General features: G+C 42.4%; 13 protein-coding genes and 1 other RNA gene. 7 read left to right on the top strand and 7 right to left on the bottom strand.

All coding sequences use genetic code 11. The annotated features are described in order from the left end of the window. Positions 1-39: 39 nt before the first annotated feature. The 4 genes from L2748_RS00265 to L2748_RS00250 all read right to left on the bottom strand — a co-directional run bounded on the left by L2748_RS00265 (position 40) and on the right by L2748_RS00250 (position 7,730). A complete protein-coding gene (locus tag L2748_RS00265; protein ID WP_220780766.1) occupies positions 40-2,751 on the bottom strand; it encodes a TonB-dependent receptor plug domain-containing protein in 2,712 nt (903 codons plus the stop codon). A gap of 734 nt (positions 2,752-3,485) precedes the next feature. Beyond that, complete coding sequence (locus L2748_RS00260) at positions 3,486-3,695, bottom strand: hypothetical protein (RefSeq protein ID WP_220780767.1); 210 nt, start codon at positions 3,693-3,695, stop codon at positions 3,486-3,488. 177 nt (positions 3,696-3,872) lie between these two features. Next, positions 3,873-5,087, bottom strand: coding sequence for a porin (locus tag L2748_RS00255; protein WP_220780768.1), 1,215 nt, complete (start codon positions 5,085-5,087; stop codon positions 3,873-3,875). A gap of 234 nt (positions 5,088-5,321) precedes the next feature. Further along, positions 5,322-7,730, bottom strand: coding sequence for a DNA polymerase II (locus L2748_RS00250; protein WP_220780769.1), 2,409 nt, complete (start codon positions 7,728-7,730; stop codon positions 5,322-5,324). Between the two features lie 100 nt (positions 7,731-7,830). On the opposite strand from L2748_RS00250, the gene dinG reads away from it, so the two are divergent. The 6 genes from dinG to L2748_RS00220 are packed head-to-tail and all read left to right on the top strand — an operon-like array spanning position 7,831 to position 13,322. Next, complete coding sequence (gene dinG, locus L2748_RS00245) at positions 7,831-9,903, top strand: ATP-dependent DNA helicase DinG (RefSeq protein ID WP_220780770.1); 2,073 nt, start codon at positions 7,831-7,833, stop codon at positions 9,901-9,903. An 8-nt stretch (positions 9,904-9,911) separates the two neighbouring features. Then, complete coding sequence (locus L2748_RS00240; protein ID WP_220780771.1) at positions 9,912-10,685, top strand: sulfite exporter TauE/SafE family protein; 774 nt, start codon at positions 9,912-9,914, stop codon at positions 10,683-10,685. Continuing rightward, entirely contained in the window at positions 10,682-11,344 is a 663-nt protein-coding gene (locus tag L2748_RS00235) for a primosomal replication protein (RefSeq protein ID WP_220780772.1), read from the top strand. Before L2748_RS00240 ends, L2748_RS00235 begins: the two co-directional genes overlap by 4 nt. A gap of 9 nt (positions 11,345-11,353) precedes the next feature. Continuing rightward, positions 11,354-12,055, top strand: coding sequence for a DUF2057 domain-containing protein (locus L2748_RS00230; RefSeq protein WP_220780773.1), 702 nt, complete (start codon positions 11,354-11,356; stop codon positions 12,053-12,055). Between the two features lie 25 nt (positions 12,056-12,080). Continuing rightward, positions 12,081-12,989: a histone deacetylase family protein gene (locus L2748_RS00225; protein ID WP_220780774.1), complete on the top strand. Its 909-nt coding sequence runs from the start codon at positions 12,081-12,083 to the stop codon at positions 12,987-12,989. Positions 12,990-13,049: 60 nt separating this feature from the next. Next, entirely contained in the window at positions 13,050-13,322 is a 273-nt protein-coding gene (locus tag L2748_RS00220) for a late competence development ComFB family protein (RefSeq protein ID WP_220780775.1), read from the top strand. A gap of 226 nt (positions 13,323-13,548) precedes the next feature. Here the strand turns inward: L2748_RS00220 and ffs are convergent. Both ffs and L2748_RS00210 read right to left on the bottom strand, forming a co-directional pair. Then, an RNA gene (gene ffs / locus L2748_RS00215) (signal recognition particle sRNA small type) lies at positions 13,549-13,645 on the bottom strand. Positions 13,646-13,828: 183 nt separating this feature from the next. After that, a complete protein-coding gene (locus L2748_RS00210; protein ID WP_220780776.1) occupies positions 13,829-14,131 on the bottom strand; it encodes a ComEA family DNA-binding protein in 303 nt (100 codons plus the stop codon). A 430-nt stretch (positions 14,132-14,561) separates the two neighbouring features. Here L2748_RS00210 and L2748_RS00205 point away from each other — a divergent pair, with 430 nt between their 5' ends. Beyond that, a complete protein-coding gene (locus L2748_RS00205) occupies positions 14,562-15,911 on the top strand; it encodes an SLC13 family permease (protein ID WP_373317198.1) in 1,350 nt (449 codons plus the stop codon). 122 nt (positions 15,912-16,033) lie between these two features. Here the strand turns inward: L2748_RS00205 and L2748_RS00200 are convergent, their stop codons facing one another. Continuing rightward, positions 16,034-17,215: a trans-sulfuration enzyme family protein gene (locus tag L2748_RS00200; RefSeq protein WP_220780778.1), complete on the bottom strand. Its 1,182-nt coding sequence runs from the start codon at positions 17,213-17,215 to the stop codon at positions 16,034-16,036. Between the last annotated feature and the right edge of the window lie 304 nt (positions 17,216-17,519).

Raw genomic sequence — 17,519 nt, 5'->3', positions numbered from 1 at the left:
GCCAGCATATGCTTGGCCTTTTCATCTACATACTAAGGCTTAGAATGTCACATTTACACGTGCATACCAATACTGACCGGCAGTATCGTAAGATGCAGGAATTGTGTTCATATCTTGATTGTTAGTAATATAAGGAGCATCTTGATCAAATAAGTTCTTTATACCCATAGTTACCGAAGTATTATCGAGAACAAAATAAGTAGCTTGAACGTCATGATAAAATACAGCGTCTGCAATATTATCTAAGTTATCTTCGCTCGCAAATAAGTCTTCACCTTCTGACTGATAACGAGTCTGCCAAGTAAATGCCCAGTCGTCCATAACATAATCAAGAGTTAAGTTAGTGCGCCACTGTGAGAATACAGCAAGGGTTGTCTCCCATTGGTCTGCAGCAACTTTACCTGCAGTCTCTACTTGTTCAGCGCCAGCAAACGGAGTGTAATTATATTTATCTAGATAAGTACCATTAAGTACGGCACTAAAATCTCCAGAGCCGATCTCTGTTTTATACGAAACATCAAAATCGAATCCGCTTGTCTGGAATGTAGCTAAGTTAGCATTGGTAAGAACTACGCCTGCTACAGGTCCTAGCGCTGTACGATAAGGTGATGTCGGATGAGGAGCATCGCCTGTTCGGCCAGGGCCCTCAACAAAGTCACATAACGGGCTTGAGAAATTCGCACTTCCCCAACAAGCTGAAATAACATTATCTGTACCAGCTGTACCGATACCGTTTTCAATCTCAATGTCATAATAATCTAGTGCAATACTAAAACCACTATCATGACTGTAAACCATACCAACTGTTAAGCTATCCGACTCTTCAGGCTTTAAGTCTGGGCTACCACCAACAATCGTACCTGACTGATTTGAAGATAACTCAAAATCACCCGGTAAACCTTCAGCAGCACAGTTAGCTTTGACGATTGCATTCTGACTACCGCTTCCATAACCTACACATGGGTCACTATAAGCAAGGTTGGTTTCTGACTGAGGTGCGAATAGTTCTGATACGCTTGGTGCACGGAACCCTGTAGCTAAAGTAGAGCGAAGTAGCAAGCCTTCGACTGGAGACCATTCAAGACCAAACTTTGTATTTGTTGAGCTATCATCTAGAAAGTCAAAATCTGAATAACGAACAGCCGCTGTAAAGCGAAGGGATTCAGCGAACGCTACACCCGATAAGATAGGAAAGTCCATTTCAGCGTAAAGTTCATCAACAGAATACTCTCCCTCCGTTGCCTCACCAGCTACACTATATATCTGACCAATAGAAGCTGCACCATCAGGAGTACTCGAGTATTCCTCCCAACGCTTTTCATAGCCAGCACCAAACATTACTTCCCCACCAGGTAACTCTAGCCCAAATAAACCACCAGAGATATTAGCTTGTAATTGACGGGTCTCACCGCGAACTATAGGAGAGTTTGGCACAAATGCATAAGCGATCATTTCTTCGGTTAATGTACCAGCTTCAGTAATATTCCAGACTTCAGGACAATCAGCATCGGCACTACACAGATCAGGATCGAGCAATGTATCAACACGGGTAGGGTTTACACGGCCTTCATCCAGTCGAGCATCAACATAACGAGCAAAGTTGTATGATACATCCCAGTCAAAGTCATCAAATGCAACACCTTCGAAACCTGCAACCATTCTGTAATCAGAAAAATCCTGAGTAAATGCGCGACCAGCGGTTTCACGAAGGCGACGTACAACGAAAATGTCTTCGCCTACTGGGTTATATGGATTAGAAGCTGGCATAGTTGGCCCCCAGAAGGTTCCCTCAGGCGCCATTAACTGATCAGATTTACGATTGGTGAAACCACCCTCGATAAAAGTACTTACCGTATCAGTGATATCAAAACGACCAGCACCATTGATGCTAAACACTTCTTGTGGCGTAACCATGTAACTTGTGGTGGCATAGTTAAAGCCATCAATAGCTTGATCAAAAGGACGAACCTCTCCTGTAGTAGGGTCCTTCACATGGCCGCTATAATTATTATTGAAGAACTGACCATAAGGAATAGTCCCTGAACCGCCACAAACTTTCTGTCCGTCACGCTCAAATAACGGACATTCAGAGAATCCACGATCACCCTGAAGAATTTTTTCACGCTCAGTATATTGAAGAGATAAAACTACATTACTTTTTTCGGTGGATGCACCAGTAGTAACAGAAAACAACGTCTTTTCACCATCGCCTTCAGAAGTTGTATCGTACTGAGCTTGGAATTGGACACCTTCAAAATCTTTTTTCGTAATGAAATTAATAACACCTGCAATAGCATCTGAACCATAAATAGTAGAAGCACCATCGCGCAAAACTTCTACTCGTTCAACGTAGGCGGTTGGAATCGAGTTTAAATCACCAGAAGCAAAGCGACGGCCATTGATTAGAACAAGGGTTCTTCCTGAACCTAAACCGCGAAGAGAAGCAGTTGCAAAACCACGACTGCCATTATTGACAGAAGAACCTTCAGCACCGCCATTCATAGCAGGAATACTTTGTACAAAATCTTCCATTGTTGTAACACCGGTTGCGGCGATATCAGCAGCTGAAAAAACCGTAATAGGGCTAGCTGTTTCCATATCTGTTCGCTTAATACGCGAACCTGTTACTTCAATACGTTCTACACCATCTTCTTCTACAGCCATAACTGTTGGCGCGGTGAATGCTGCTGTCATTGCACCACTAACGAGTGCAAAACGCACTGAATTAGCTAATACATTATTCTTATACATTATAAATCTCCCTGGACTCTCTTTTATTTTTTTAGCAATTCGAGCGCTCGATACTTTATTTAATTGTTAACAAGACTCAAACCGCGCAAACAAATAAAAACACAATCGCAACATTTTTGCAACACTTAAATCCTTACATTCAGATGTGTGGATACATATTGCGCAAATGAACGGGATCCAAATGCCTAAGAAAGCTAGCAAAACAAATCGCAGCATATTTATGGCCAGAGCTTAGTTAGTTTTTAGAAAAAGTAAGAAATGCGAAAGTAGTGGAAACGCTAGATTTCAGATACTGCATAAGCATCTGTTAGTTATAGACAAAGAGCATCAACAATCGACTATCATTTATGTCTCCGAAACTGACCAAAATATCGCAACCTGAACGGCTTTGAATTTACGAAGTAGCCAAGAGCTATAATTAATAGGTACTTGAAGTTGAAATCCAATATAGGCAAAGGATTAGTATACAGGTACGGAAGTGTAACGTAATAATTACAGGTATCAATTCACTTTAAGAAAGTAAAACCCTGAGTTAAATACAATTTATTTGAATTACATTCTTAAAATAAAAAACGAGTTCAAACGAACTCAGTTCCAATAAACGATTTAGTAAATTGGTAAAACAAATTAACAATTACTATTTATTATAATAACGTTACGGACCCCAATAACGATATCGCCACCTTCTGACTTGGCCCCTCTTTTCGTTTGTAGCATTGAAATCACTGAAGCCTTTACAGCCTTCTAAATAAAGTACTGTGTTTGAGCCCCCAAGAATACGGCACACCAACAATAACAAACAGACGCTTAACTCCGCTGTTATAAGCCGCTTCGAACTCGCCCCAAGCTTCAGGCCTCAAATGACCAATCTTGTCAGTACCGTGGAACTCTTGCTTGTTAACGTAAAATGCAGCGTAAACACTTTTTGCATACCCGTTACTCAAAGTCGCTCCGACACCGCAGATAGAGACTGTCTAATCAACCCTAAGAGGGTCAAAAATAGAACATAAAAAAATACCCTCAAACATAAATGCTTGAGGGTATATTAAACTTACTATAAGAACATTTGCCTAACAAAAAGGTGTTAGCCTATAGGCGCCTTTTCGTTAAAACTAAATATCTTACATGTAGTATCTGATACCGATAGAAATACCGTCGTCCTCAGAAAACTCCATAGCGGCTTGTTGTGCCTTATTAGTGCTTGTAAAGTCACTGAAGTCTTTACGGCCTTCAAGGTAAAGCATTGTGTTGTTATCCCATACATAGTGTAAACCCACTAGTAGGAATTGACGCTTAAACACATCACCGCTGTATGCAGCACCATATTCATCGCTAGCTTCTAGGATGTTATAGCCGATTAACGGACGTAAACCGTTGTCGAAGTGGTAAGATGCTAGAGATTCTAGGCCCCACGCTTCAGGAATATAACGGTTTAGGTTATCTGTATCGTGGTATTCTTGCTTGTTAACGTTAATCGCGCCGTAAAAACCTTTTGCGTTAAACTCACCCCAAGTTGCGCCAGCACCGAAGATTAGATCAGTTTCTTGTACAGACTTACCTGTATTGTAAGTTGCATCGAATTCACCAACGTTCACACCCGCTGTTAGAATTAAGTTCTCAGTTGCGTTATATGTAGCAGACGCACCGTAAGTATAATCATACTCAACAGTACCAATTACATTAGTGCTTGCAGCAGCGCCAGTTGAACCAGGGAAAACGTCACCTTCATATAGCTCGAAGCTGTCTTGCTTTAGCTGTGCTTGTACAGCGAAGCTAAAGTCACCAAACGCGTTACGGTATTGAACAGTCTTATCGCCACGACCAGTACCGTTAATCGCACCGTCTGCTTTATTAAGAGTGTAAGTACCAGATGTGTTACCGTCCCAAGTGTTAACTAAGTTAGTGTTGTAAACCACATCGTACCAAGCGCCCCATTGCTTACCAATTGTCAATGAACCGTATGTATCATGAGCAAGGCCAACATAGCCTAAGCGAGTGCTAATAAAGTCATTCGAGTTAGAGTTGTAGCCATTAATAACAGAACCATCTTCTAGCTCTACAGTGTTTCTGTCCATTGAGCTATTACCTACTAGGTTTAAACCCAGCTCAACTTTCGCAAATGTTTTCCAGCCTTGGCCCATATCACGGGTAAAACCAAAGTTAATACGAGATGCGCCGTTTTCAACTTTTGTAGCACCTTGAGTATTAATTACTCGAGCATCAATCCAACCACCAATTTCTACTGCATTTTTTTCGTCTTTATATACTTCAATTGCTGATGCTGTTGGCACAACCATAACTGCTGCCAAAGCTGATGCTACTAGAGTTTTTTTCATTTAATTTGCCTAACCTTAATGTTGTTCAGTCTGCTTCATTCAAATCGTCTTCCATTCCGTTGTTTTCTTTCTATCCTGATTAAATGCGAGATTAGCAAAAGATTAGCAACCACTCAAAGACGAACATCACACTATCAGGCAGATTTTGCACTCAATTAACTAGTAAACACAGAAACAGCGAGAGACCGAACCATCTCTTAACATTTAGGCAGCAGCCCATTAATTCATTTCAAACTAAATTAACGACATTTGATTTGTAGTAACCTCACTGAAACTAGTTTTCAAAATAGAAAGTACTGGTTCAGCTATAGGTTCTAATTGGCGAGTTAGGTAGTAGTCATAATCAATTTTACTTGTGCAATAACTGACTGGCTCGGCACCATTTAAGGTCATCACATATTCGATTCTTGCGCCGCGTTTTGCATATTGCCCATCCCCCGTTGCATCACATAATTTACGTGCGGCTTTAAGGTGCGGAGCTGATTTCGCAGTGTAGTCTTCTAGGTTACGCCTAAGCTGCTTAGTAAACACCAGTTCACGGTCAAGAAATCCCCGGTTTAGTCCGTTAATGATCTCTTTAAGATAAGCTTCGATGTCTTGTCCGCTAAACAATCGCTCATATAGTTCGTACTGCACTCTTCTGGCTAATGGTGACCAATCGCTGCGGACCTGCTCCATTCCCTTGAATATGAGTTTTAGTGACCCATCTTGCTCTCGCTTAGTGCCTACATAGCGTTTTTTGGAACCTTCAACCGAACCGCGCAAGGTGGGCATAAAGAACTTTTCAAAATGAGTCTCGAACTCAAGCTCTAAAAAACTCACTAAATCATATTCAGCCTTTAACTTTTGTTGCCAAAGCAAATTAATCTTCTCTGCGAGCGCTTTACCCGTTTTTTGAACTTGTTCAAAGGCAAAATCATCGCCCAGCCACACAAAAGTTGAGTCAGTATCACCATAAATCACCTCAAAGCCTTCATCTTCAACCCAGCGACGTGTTTGTTTCATGATTTCATGGCCGCGCATGGTGATAGAACTAGCAAGGCGTGCATCATGAAAGACACAACCACGGGAACCCAGCACTCCGTATAAAGAGTTCATAATAATCTTGATGGCTTGGGATAAAGGCGCATTTTTCTGTGACTTGGCTAACTCTCTTTCTTCAGAGAGCTTTTTAATCAACATGGGCAAAATGGGTTTATCGCGGCTAAATTGCGCCCCGAGAAACCCTGGTACAGCATCACCAATTTCCGACGTACCTTCAACAAGTCCCTTGGGGTCGATAAGAAAGGTACGAATAATTGAAGGGTATAGACTCTTAAAGTCCAACACTAAGATATGCTGATAAAGACCCGGTACAGAATCCATGACATAGCCACCGGGGCTTTCAATACCGTCACTGGCAGGTTTACTCGGCGCAACAAAACCCGCGCGATGCAAATGCGGTAAATATAGGTTATTAAATGCCGCTACCGAGGCCCCTACTCGGCCAAGCTCTAATCCAGTCAACTTGGCGCGCTCAATCACAAAATCAAATAACTGGGTTTTCTCAAAAATATCCCAAACTAAGCGGCTATCCGTTAAGTTATAATGTGCTAAAGCTGGTTTATCATTAAAGAATAAGTCATTGATTTCATCCATACGGTTATCAACGTTATGGATAGCTTTGCCTTCATCAAGCAGTGCCTGCGCAACAAACTCCAATGAATAACGATCAAACTGATAAAATGCAGCTTTTAACCAGTCAATACCATCAAGTACCACTCGCCCAGGTAAAGACAAGGTTTCTGGGCGGTATTTGTCTTCTACTTTCCAGCTAAGTGCTTGGGCACCACGGCCGATACTCAGCGCGATTTGATGTTGCTTGGCGCGGCGGTAAAGCAAAGCTAAATCAAAGGTGACGACTGCCCAACCAATAATAATATCGGGGTCATAGTAATGAAACCAAGCAATGAGTCGGTGGATCAAGTCGACTTCATTTAGCGCCCACTCTATATATTCAATCGACTCGCCCGATGGTGAACACGGCTCAGTATCGGGCTCATCTCCCACCATAATCACTTTTTGATAAATAACACCATCAACGGATTGACCATATAGACCAACTGAATACAGCTCCCCCGTTATGCTACATTCAAAGTCTAAAGAAATCGCCTTAAGCTCAATATCACTTTCAAGCTGCCTTGCTCTAGTCGCTACAAATACCGGTTGTGATGAAGTATCTTGCAGATCAATAAAATAACCATAAAACTCGGCATCAAGCGCAATAAAGCGCTCAATTAAAAAACGATGCTCAGTTTTAACGTCCGATTCAAATAGTTCAATATCAAGATCTTTGGCAACCCGCACTAAATGGCGTAATTGGCGGCCATCATTACAATAAAGTGCGGTTATCGGATCATGATGAAAGCTTTTAAGCGTTAGTTCACTAGCGCGGATACTTCTCAGCCCCTCACTTGCCAATAATCTTGCCCCATCTACATTTTTAACAAAGCACACATGTTCTTGATTGAGGATTTCGACAGTCACAGGGCCTGTCGCAGTTTGTACAAAGTACTGTAAAAATAAGCTGCCTTGTCGATGAATGGCATGGCGAGTTAATACTCGGCCTTGAAGAAGTTGCAGCTCATTGGCACCTGAATTCATACTTTATACTCAATTAAATACACTAATAATCACTAAACGCTTCTTAGGCTAAGTAATCACTGTTATTATGTACAGCACTATTTATTAGCTTAGTGCATTCATGTTATCCGCAGACGTTAAAACCCAAATTCGTACAATATATAAAGGCATTTCTACCTCATTGCCTAACTTTCGCCCGCGCCGCGAGCAAAATTATATTGTCGCGGAAATATCAAAAACGCTTGCAGGTGAATATGACAAGCAGCGCCGTATTATTGTGGTCGAAGCAGGTACAGGTATTGGTAAATCTCTAGCTTATATATTAGGCACGATTCCGCTAGCGCTCGCCTCCAAGAAAAAAGTCTGTATTGCAACCGCTACCGTCGCATTACAAGAGCAATTACTGCATAAAGACCTGCCATTCTTTTTACAACAATCAGGTCTCGACTTTACTTTTGGCTTAGTCAAAGGTCGTCAGCGTTATGTTTGTCTATCTAAGCTAGAAATGATGGTTGGGCCTGACAACAGTAGCCAAATGGCCATGTGGCAAACAAAACCCGATCAAAGCCAAGTTGATATGCTTGAAGGCTTGCTCAAAGACTACCAGGCAGGTACGTGGAATGGCGAACGCGATACATTAACCAAGCCTCTGCCCGATCACCTATGGCAACAAATTGCCTGTGACAAACACAGCTGTCACCGCCAATTGGCAAGCCATCGTAACTGCCCATTCCATAAAGCACGTGAAGATATTGATAACTGGGACGTGCTGATTGCCAACCATAGTTTGTTATTTGCCGATCTAGAGTTAGGTGGCGGCGTTATTCTGCCCGATCCTGAAGAACTTTATTATGTAATTGATGAGGCCCATCATTTACCGATAGTGGCACGAGATTTTAGTAGTGCTCAATCGACAGTGCGCGGCGCCAACGACTGGTTAGAAAAGCTCACTAAAACCTGTAGTAAGCTGCAAAACCAAATTAAGAGTAATTATATTATTGCACCGACCCAGTCGATGCTGGATCACATCGGTGATATCGCAGGTATGCTTAATCAAGTGGCACAATTTTGCGATGCCCAGTCAGCCAAATTTGATAACCCTGAAAACCGTTTTCGTTTTGAGCACGGTAAGCTGCCACCAGCGTTAATGGTACTAGCTGAGAACCTCGGCACAGCAACAAATTTAGCGCTCAAGCAATTTAACAAAATGTTGAGTTTGCTAAATGAAGCGATTAAAGATGGCGAGATCCCTAAACATCAATCGGAAGCTTTATTATCAGAAACAGGCTTTATGCTACAACGCTTAGAGAACCTGCAAAAACTGTGGAAGATGATGGCCAAAGAAGACAGCCCGAAAGGCGCACCTATGGCGCGTTGGATCGAGCAGTTAACCGGTAAACAAGCCGATTACCTGTTTAGTGCGTCTCCGATTGAAGTCGGCTTTATGCTTGAAAACCTATTGTGGGATAAAGCCGCTGGCGTGGTGTTATGTAGTGCTACATTGAGAGCCCTAAATAACTTTAATCACTTCACCCATCAGGTTGGCCTGTCAATTAACGACGGTAGCCGCTATTTAGCCTTAGACTCACCGTTTGATTTTGAGCAAAACGCCACACTATTTTTGCCAAAGATGGACTGCGAGCCCACAGACGATAAATATACCGACGAACTTGCTAAGCACATTGTTGCCTTGATTGAAGATGAAATGGCGAGCTTAGTCTTGTTTGCATCCTATTGGCAGATGGAAAAGGTTGCCGAACTTGTCGAAAGTAAAATAAAAACAGGCTTACTGATTCAAGGCACTATGCCTAGACAGGAAATACTCAAGCTACACAAAGAACGCTGCGATGATGGCAAACCAAGTATCATTTTTGGTACCGGCAGCTTTTCAGAAGGTCTCGACCTACCAGGCGAATACCTGACTAACCTCATTATTACCAAGCTACCGTTTGCGGTGCCGACCTCACCCGTTGAGCAAGCGCACTCGGAATACATTAAAATTAAGGGTGGCAACCCATTTTTGCAGCTGACAATCCCTGATGCATCGCGCAAATTAGTGCAAAGCTGTGGTAGATTGTTACGTAAAGAGCAAGACTATGGGCGCATTTCAATATTAGACAGACGCTTGGTGACTAAACGTTATGGCAAATCTTTACTCGACGCCCTGCCGCCTTTTCGCCGTGTAATTGAATAGGACAAGCATTGGACTTAATTCTCGACCCAAGTAGCTGGGCCATACTGGCATTAGTGGGTTTTATTGCTGGATTTATTGACGCGGTATCGGGCGGTGGTGGATTACTATCGATTCCCGCATTGCTTACCATGGGCGTATCGCCACATATGGCGCTTGGTACTAATAAGCTAGCAGCCAGTTTTGGCTCGTCTATGGCCGCTTATACTTATTATAAGCAGCGGCTATTTTCACCATCATTGTGGTATAACACTTTTATCGCCACCTTTATCGGTGCCGTAATTGGCAGCTTTATTGTTTATCTGATTGATAACCAGTGGCTAGAAAAATGGCTACCGATAATGATTATCGCCATCGCGCTTTATACCTTATTTCAACCCAATGCGATGGGCGACAACAACCATAAAATCCCAACTAAAGCCAAAAGTAAGCTCAAGCAATGGCTGCAAGGGTTACCATTAGGCTTTTATGATGGTTTTGCCGGACCAGGAATTGGTGCTTTTTGGACAGTATCGAGTACAGGGTTGCACCAACTACCACTACTATATAGTTGTGGTCTAGCCAGAGCTATGACGTTTACCAGTAATCTAACCTCGCTGATTATTTTCCTAATGCTAGGCAAAGTACACATAGTGATTGGGCTTTCAATGGGAATTTGTATGATGGCAGGATCCTACTTAGGTGCCCACTCTGCGATAAAATTTGGCTTGCCCTTTATTCGCCCAATATTTATTACCGTTATACTATTAATAGCAGCGCAGTTAGTGTGGAGTGCCTGGTTATGACAACCGACGAACTTGTTCGCAAGCTCAGATTACAGCTAAAGCAATTAGAGCAAGAAGTATTGCAGCACGACTCTCACCTCCCTCCCGGCCAACGCAAGATGATGCAAGATGTGGAACGCTTTAATAGTGAGTTATTTATTCAAGTCGGTGGTCAGCTGCAACCTTGTATCGAGCAATTATCAAAAAGTATTGCTCAACTTGAGCAATTAGTACGGGCAAAACGCTCTCCGTACACGATTGTTTCGAGCTGCGAGAAAATACAAGACAGATTTAGCGCATTAAGACGTGCGCTCAACACTACTGGCATCAATGTAAAATCAATTGAACAACAAAAACGTAGCCGCCGAGCTTATGCCATTAAACGGGGTAATAAAGCCCATAGCGAAAGTGGGTTCAGTTGGATAGCCTCAAATGTGATGCAAAATAGTCATCAACTCTATGAAGAACTTAATAAACATTTGAACTGGGCTAAAATTATCGAACAAAAAATTGAAAATTTGCAATCTTCACTTGAAAACTGTCATAGTGCTGACAAAATCAAACTGCAGAATGAAATCCTTTCGCTGCATAGTCGACTAGGTAAATGTCGGCAAGCTACTAGCTATATTGAAGATCGCATCCAATTATTCGAGCGACCCTTTAAGAGTCAAAATCGTTAAGGAACAAACATGAAACCACGTTTAACTATCACTGCACTTCTCGCTCTTTGTGCTTCTTCAGCCGCTTTCGCCGCCGACTTCACAATTCCGATGTCTTTCGAATATATCGCAGTTGATGGTAAAGAGATTAAAACAAGCCTTTTCAATCATAAATCAGAGATTGAACTTGATAAAGGCACTCATAAAATCGCGATTAGATATAACGATTTGGTCGAAGATGATTTCAGTGACAGTGAAACCAACGTTAAATCAAATGCGTTTATTGTGACCATTAATGTTGATGGTGATTACAGTTACAACTTATCACCTGCTGATGGTGAGTTTGTCAAAAATCCAAAAAGCTTTGCCAAGTCACCGCAGGTTGTAGTGACCCGTGAAGACAAAGGTGAAGTTAGCTACAAAGTGACTCAAACCAATATTTCAGAAGAATCTTTCGTTTCACGTTTGTTCAGTGGCAACGATGCAACCGATTTAGACGCTGAAGCCGCTGTGGCAACTGGCGCAGCTGCAGTAGCGGTAACGCCTTCAGCTCCGGTAAGCAAACCATCACCTGCGGCAGCCGCAACAATGCCAGCAGTTGCAGCAGAAACAGCGCCAATCACATCAACTGATGATGCAGCTAAAGCAGAGCAAATGCTACAGTATTGGTGGTTACATGCCGATGAGAAAACCCGTAAAGAATTTATGAGCTGGGCAATTAAGCAGCTATAATTTCAAAGCGCGTTCATTAGTTGAAATGATCCCTTTGATCTATCACGCCAGCTACTCCAAGCTGGCGTTACCCGCTGCACATCAATTTCCTAGCACTAAATACCGCTATTTATATGATTACCTTCTTCAGCAAGGTATTGCGAAACCGTCGCAATTTATCGCCCCAGAAAAAGTAACGCCGCAATATTTAAGTCAATTACACTGCGCGAGTTATGTTGATAGCTTTATAACAGGCACCATAGATGCGAAAGCTCTACGCCGTATAGGGTTTCCTTGGAGCGACGCATTAGTTGAACGAACCCTATATTCAGTAGGCGGTACAGCCCTTACCTGCTCCCAAGCAATAACTCATGGCTGCGCCCTTCATTTAAGCGGTGGTTATCATCATGCTCACCATGATTTTGGCAGTGGTTATTGTATTTTTAATGATCTCGCGCTGGCAGCGCTTAATAGTTTGCAACACGATAATATCGAAACCGTGCTAATTTTTGATTGCGATGTCCACCAAGGAGACGGCACAGCAACCATTAGCCAGGGCATGCCGCAGATTATTAGCTGCTCTATTCATTGCCAAGAGAACTTTCCCGCGCGCAAACAACGTTCTGATTACGACATTGAACTCGCTCGTGGTACTGGAGATAAAGCATATCTTGAAACGGTAAGCCAAACTTTATCCTATTTAATTCGCCTTCATAAGCCAGACCTTATCATCTACGATGCGGGGGTCGATATTCACAATGACGACCGTCTCGGGCATCTCGCGATTAGTGATGACGGGATCTACGCCCGTGACACACTGGTTATTCAACAAGCCAAATCAGCCGAAATACCCATTGCTTGTGTGATCGGAGGCGGCTACAGTAAAGAAACACAGCTGCTAAACCATCGTCATAGCCAGCTTTTTATAGCCGCTAAGACTATCTGGAAAAGCTAAACCTAGGGTATTAGCAGGCGATAAAAGCGAACCTAAACGGGTTAATGCGAGGAGCATAAAATGCAGTTAGAAATCAGAAACTATTATGAAGTCTTGTTACTCGAACTTTTATCTGACGAAGGCTTGTTAGATGAACTACCCTCGTACTATCTAGCCGACCTCTGCTGTATCACCCTTAACCAACTGCCCGTGCGTTACATTCGTCATTTAGTTGATACCTATTTTTTTGAAGATTATAACGAACTACAACAAATGAAAGACGAGATCCAAACGGCACTGGAAAAATCTCGAGCATTTTTAAAAGAGTCTAATCATTTAAAAGAATCCCAATAAGTCGTATCGGATACTCTGCCAGAGCTTAAATTCGAAGTAAGATCTGACTAGCACTTTATCTTGAAGTTATAGGGTATTGATGAAATGAGCTGGTACACACGAATTTACCAAACTGGACGATTGAATTTAGAAACACGCAATAAAACTACATTGGCAATATGAAATTATAATGCTAAATCAGAGAGTTATTTTTGATATTTACAAATAGAGGGGAGTTTTGGAGGCTCCCCTAGAGCCGCACTCCGGCACATGAGTCACTTGCTGCGGTTGCTCCCTTCCAGGCCTGGCCGAGTTCACAAGTTATCATTGCGGAGGGACCCTAGGGTCACCATCGTTTTCTGTTAGAGGCTTGCTCTAAAGAACGGCTGCATTATCTATCATGCATCTCCAGCAATCAAGTGATTATCGCTTAAGTTTGCCTAGATCAGGTCTAATCGATGATTCTATAAACAAAAGCCCTTAAAAAAGGGCTTTTTAGCTAGGAAGGGTTAAAACAAGCCAAGCATTTATAAACTTAACTGGCTTCTATTTTTCTGAATGAACTTCTCTCCAATGCCTTTTACCTCTGTGAGTTGCTCAATCGAATCAAATTTGCCGTTTACCTTACGATATTCAACAATTGCCGCAGCCTTAGCTTCGCCCACACCATGCAGTGCAGAAAGCTCCTCAACTGTTGCGCTATTAAGCTTAACGAGTTTGACTTGCTGAGCAGCCTTTTCACTGGCTTGACTGACAGGCTTAGCAATTGATTCGACTGGGTAGATGGTAAAAACACAAAGCAGTAAAACTGATAAAATCACTTTATACATAATAACTCCTTTTATTTATCCTTAAATTATATGGCCGCAGTCCTTTTCCTTGGCCACCAACAAAAGGTAGATCATGCTCCCAACATTCGCCAACAAGCCTTCACCATCACACCCGAGATAACACTAAAGCGATCACGATCACACTTAATGAATAACAACTAACTTTCAGTAACTTGGCAAGATAATCTCATTATCTGTATTTTGTACAAAAAAACCGAAATAGCAGTACAAAAATTAGCGACATTAATCACAACAAGACTGGCATTGGTGATTTAATCAGCAAAATATACAAGTCAATCCTGAAATTTTTTAACCCCATTCGACATTTTGAAGTTAATTAAAGCTGAACTAAAGTAAGCCATCTAAAATAATAATGGGCATTCCAATGTCATTTGAATCTACAAAAGTACCCGATAATGCTAATGGTAAAATGTCAAAACAGCAGAAGAATTTAATCATTCTTGGCGCTGATATACTGCTGTTGTTTTTAATGTATAACTTTTTGCCATTTGAACAAGGCGTCAACACAGGTTTAGCGCTGTTAGTGTTTGCAGCAATTCTATGGCTAACAGAAGCAATTCACATCAGCGTTACCGCAATCATGATCCCTATTCTAGCGGTGCTTTTTGGGGTGTTTGAAACCCAATCCGCCATGAGCCATTTTGCGAACCCTATTATTTATCTATTTTTTGGTGGGTTTGTATTAGCTGCGGCGCTTAATCACCAAGGCATTGACCTCCTTATAGCCCAAAAAGTGTTAACGGTTTCTAAAGGCCGCCTGTCAGTTGCTTGCTTAATGCTTTTTGGGATCACGGCAGGCCTATCCATGTGGATCAGTAATACAGCGACAACGGCAATGATGTTGCCTTTAGCACTGGGTATTTTGCATCAAATCGACATAGGTAAACATAAGAATACTTATCTGTTCGTGCTTTTAGGTATTGCCTATTCTGCCAATATTGGTGGTATTGGTACATTAGTCGGCAGTCCGCCAAATGCGATTGCCGCCGCACAGGTCGGCTTGTCTTTTGCTGACTGGCTTGAGTTTGGTCTCATTACCGTTGCAATCATGCTTCCTATGATGCTTATAGCGCTATATATGTACTTTAAACCTGATCTATCTATGGTTTGCGAAATGAAAGCAGAGCAGCAATCACTGTCGCTTTCAGGCAAGTTAACCCTGCTGATTTTTGTGTCTACTGTTTGTTGCTGGATCTTCAGTAAGCCAATTTCTCAAGCACTCGGCGGAATAGCTAAGTTCGATACCATTGTTGCATTGAGTGCCGTGGTTTTATTAGCCGGGCTTGGTCTAGTTAAATGGAAAAAGATTGAAACAACAACTGACTGGGGCGTGCTAATCCTTTTCGGTGGTGGCTTAACCTTAAGCGCGGTGCTTAAAGCGACTGGCACTAGCGTGTTCTTGGCACATTGGATCACCGACATTTTCGGTAATACCCACATGGCGCTATTCACCTTCGCCGTTATTGCCTTTGTTGTGATGCTTACCGAGTTTGCGAGTAATACCGCGAGTGCAGCCTTGCTAGTACCGGTATTTGCAGCCATCGCCGAAGCACTTGGACTATCTCCAGTCATGTTGTCGGTTTTGATTGGTATCGCCGCTTCTTGCGCCTTTATGCTACCGGTAGCGACGCCACCAAATGCCATTGTTTACGGTTCAGGTTATATCAAGCAGTCTGAAATGATGCGTGCTGGTGTGATTATTAACTTCATCAGCATGATAGTGCTCTACATCATTGCCCATATGTTCTGGGATATTTAGGTCGCGGATATACAGTGTATAAGGCCCGAGTTAGCTCGGGCTTTTATATGGATCTCGTCTGAAGAGCTAATACCTAAGCTAAATATGGCAAATAGACACTCCTAATTTAATTTAGCCGTTAACTAAGGCAATTGACTTAAGCCAGTTTCTAGCGCCTGAATAATATCTTCAATTGATTCAAGTCCTACCGAAATTCGCAATAAACTGTCGCTTATGCCGGCTCGACTTCGCTCTTCATCACTGTAGGGTGAATGGGTCATAGAGGCAGGATGCTGAATTAAGGATTCTGCATCACCTAAACTTACCGCTATTGAGAATAATGGTAATTGATCCACGAACTTTATTGATTCAGCGAACGAGGCCTGTAATTCAAAGGCAATCACCCCACCCGCTCTACGCATCTGACGACCAAGTAACCGATAGCCACTATGACTCTTTAAACCTGGGTAATACACCTTAGCGACTTTAGGGTGATGCGCCAAATATTCAGCAACGTTCTGCGCATTATGACAATGCCGCTCCAGCCGCACATCTAAGGTTTTTAATCCTCGTAGAATAAGCCAAGCGTCGTGGGGCGACATCACAGCCCCCACGTCTTTTAACACCTCGAACTTAATCACCTCCATTTGCGCATGACTCGCACACACAACACCGGCAATCACATCGCCATGACCATTTAAGTACTTGGTAGCACTATGTATAACGATATCAATACCATGTTTAATCGGCTGCTGTAGTAGCGGCGTCATAAAGGTATTGTCTACTACGCTGACCAAATTATGCTGCTTGGCAATCCGCGCGATCATATCGAGATCGTAAACATCTAGGTGAGGGTTAACCGGGGTTTCGCAAAAAATGACCTTAGTATTGGCTTTTATGGCGCTTTTTATGGCAGCTTCATCACTAAAATTAACCAAGCTCACTTCTATACCAAATTTAGATAGCTGCGAGTTCATCAATGAAAAGGTGCAACCATATACCGCATTTGATGCCACAAGGTGATCACCATGGCTCAGGTTGGCCAGCAAAGCTGCAGATACAGCCGCCATGCCAGAAGCGGTTGCTGCGGCGGCTTCACTACCCTCAAGCGCGGCAAGCTTGCGCTCAAGTTCTGCGGTTGTGGGGTTACCTAGGCGGGTATAAATATAGCCTTGCTCTTCTCCTGCAAACCTTGCTCCGCCCTGTTCGGCGCTGTCAAATACAAAGGTAGCACTTTGGCACATAGGGCTTACAAGGGCGCCGGATTCATTTTTTTCACGCCCCGCATGGATCACTTGTGTCGCCAGTTGCCATTTTTGTTGCATAACTCATATCCACCCTGTTTAAAACTGACCATTTAACATGTCAGTTTTGTTGTCTAGCGTAATGAAGTCAGCCAACGCATTTTAAGAAAATGAACAGCAAGGATTGGCTTAGTAATATAAAGCACTAACATGAACCAAGGCGGTGAAATATCATACTTTTTGTATACAATTACTCTCAGAGAGATTGTAAACAAAATGCTACAGAAGAATTTAAATGATAATGCTTATAACGACTTAATAAACATTAGATAAGACTAAAGGTAAAGAGTGCGCTAATAATCAATATTATTAGCGCGACTTTTGA

It is taken from the genome of Shewanella sairae (genome assembly GCF_023283535.1).
In the GTDB taxonomy this organism is placed as follows: Bacteria; Pseudomonadota; Gammaproteobacteria; order Enterobacterales; family Shewanellaceae; genus Shewanella; species Shewanella sairae.
Note: the sequence above shows the minus strand (reverse complement) of the source record. Positions and strands in the feature narration are given on the sequence as shown.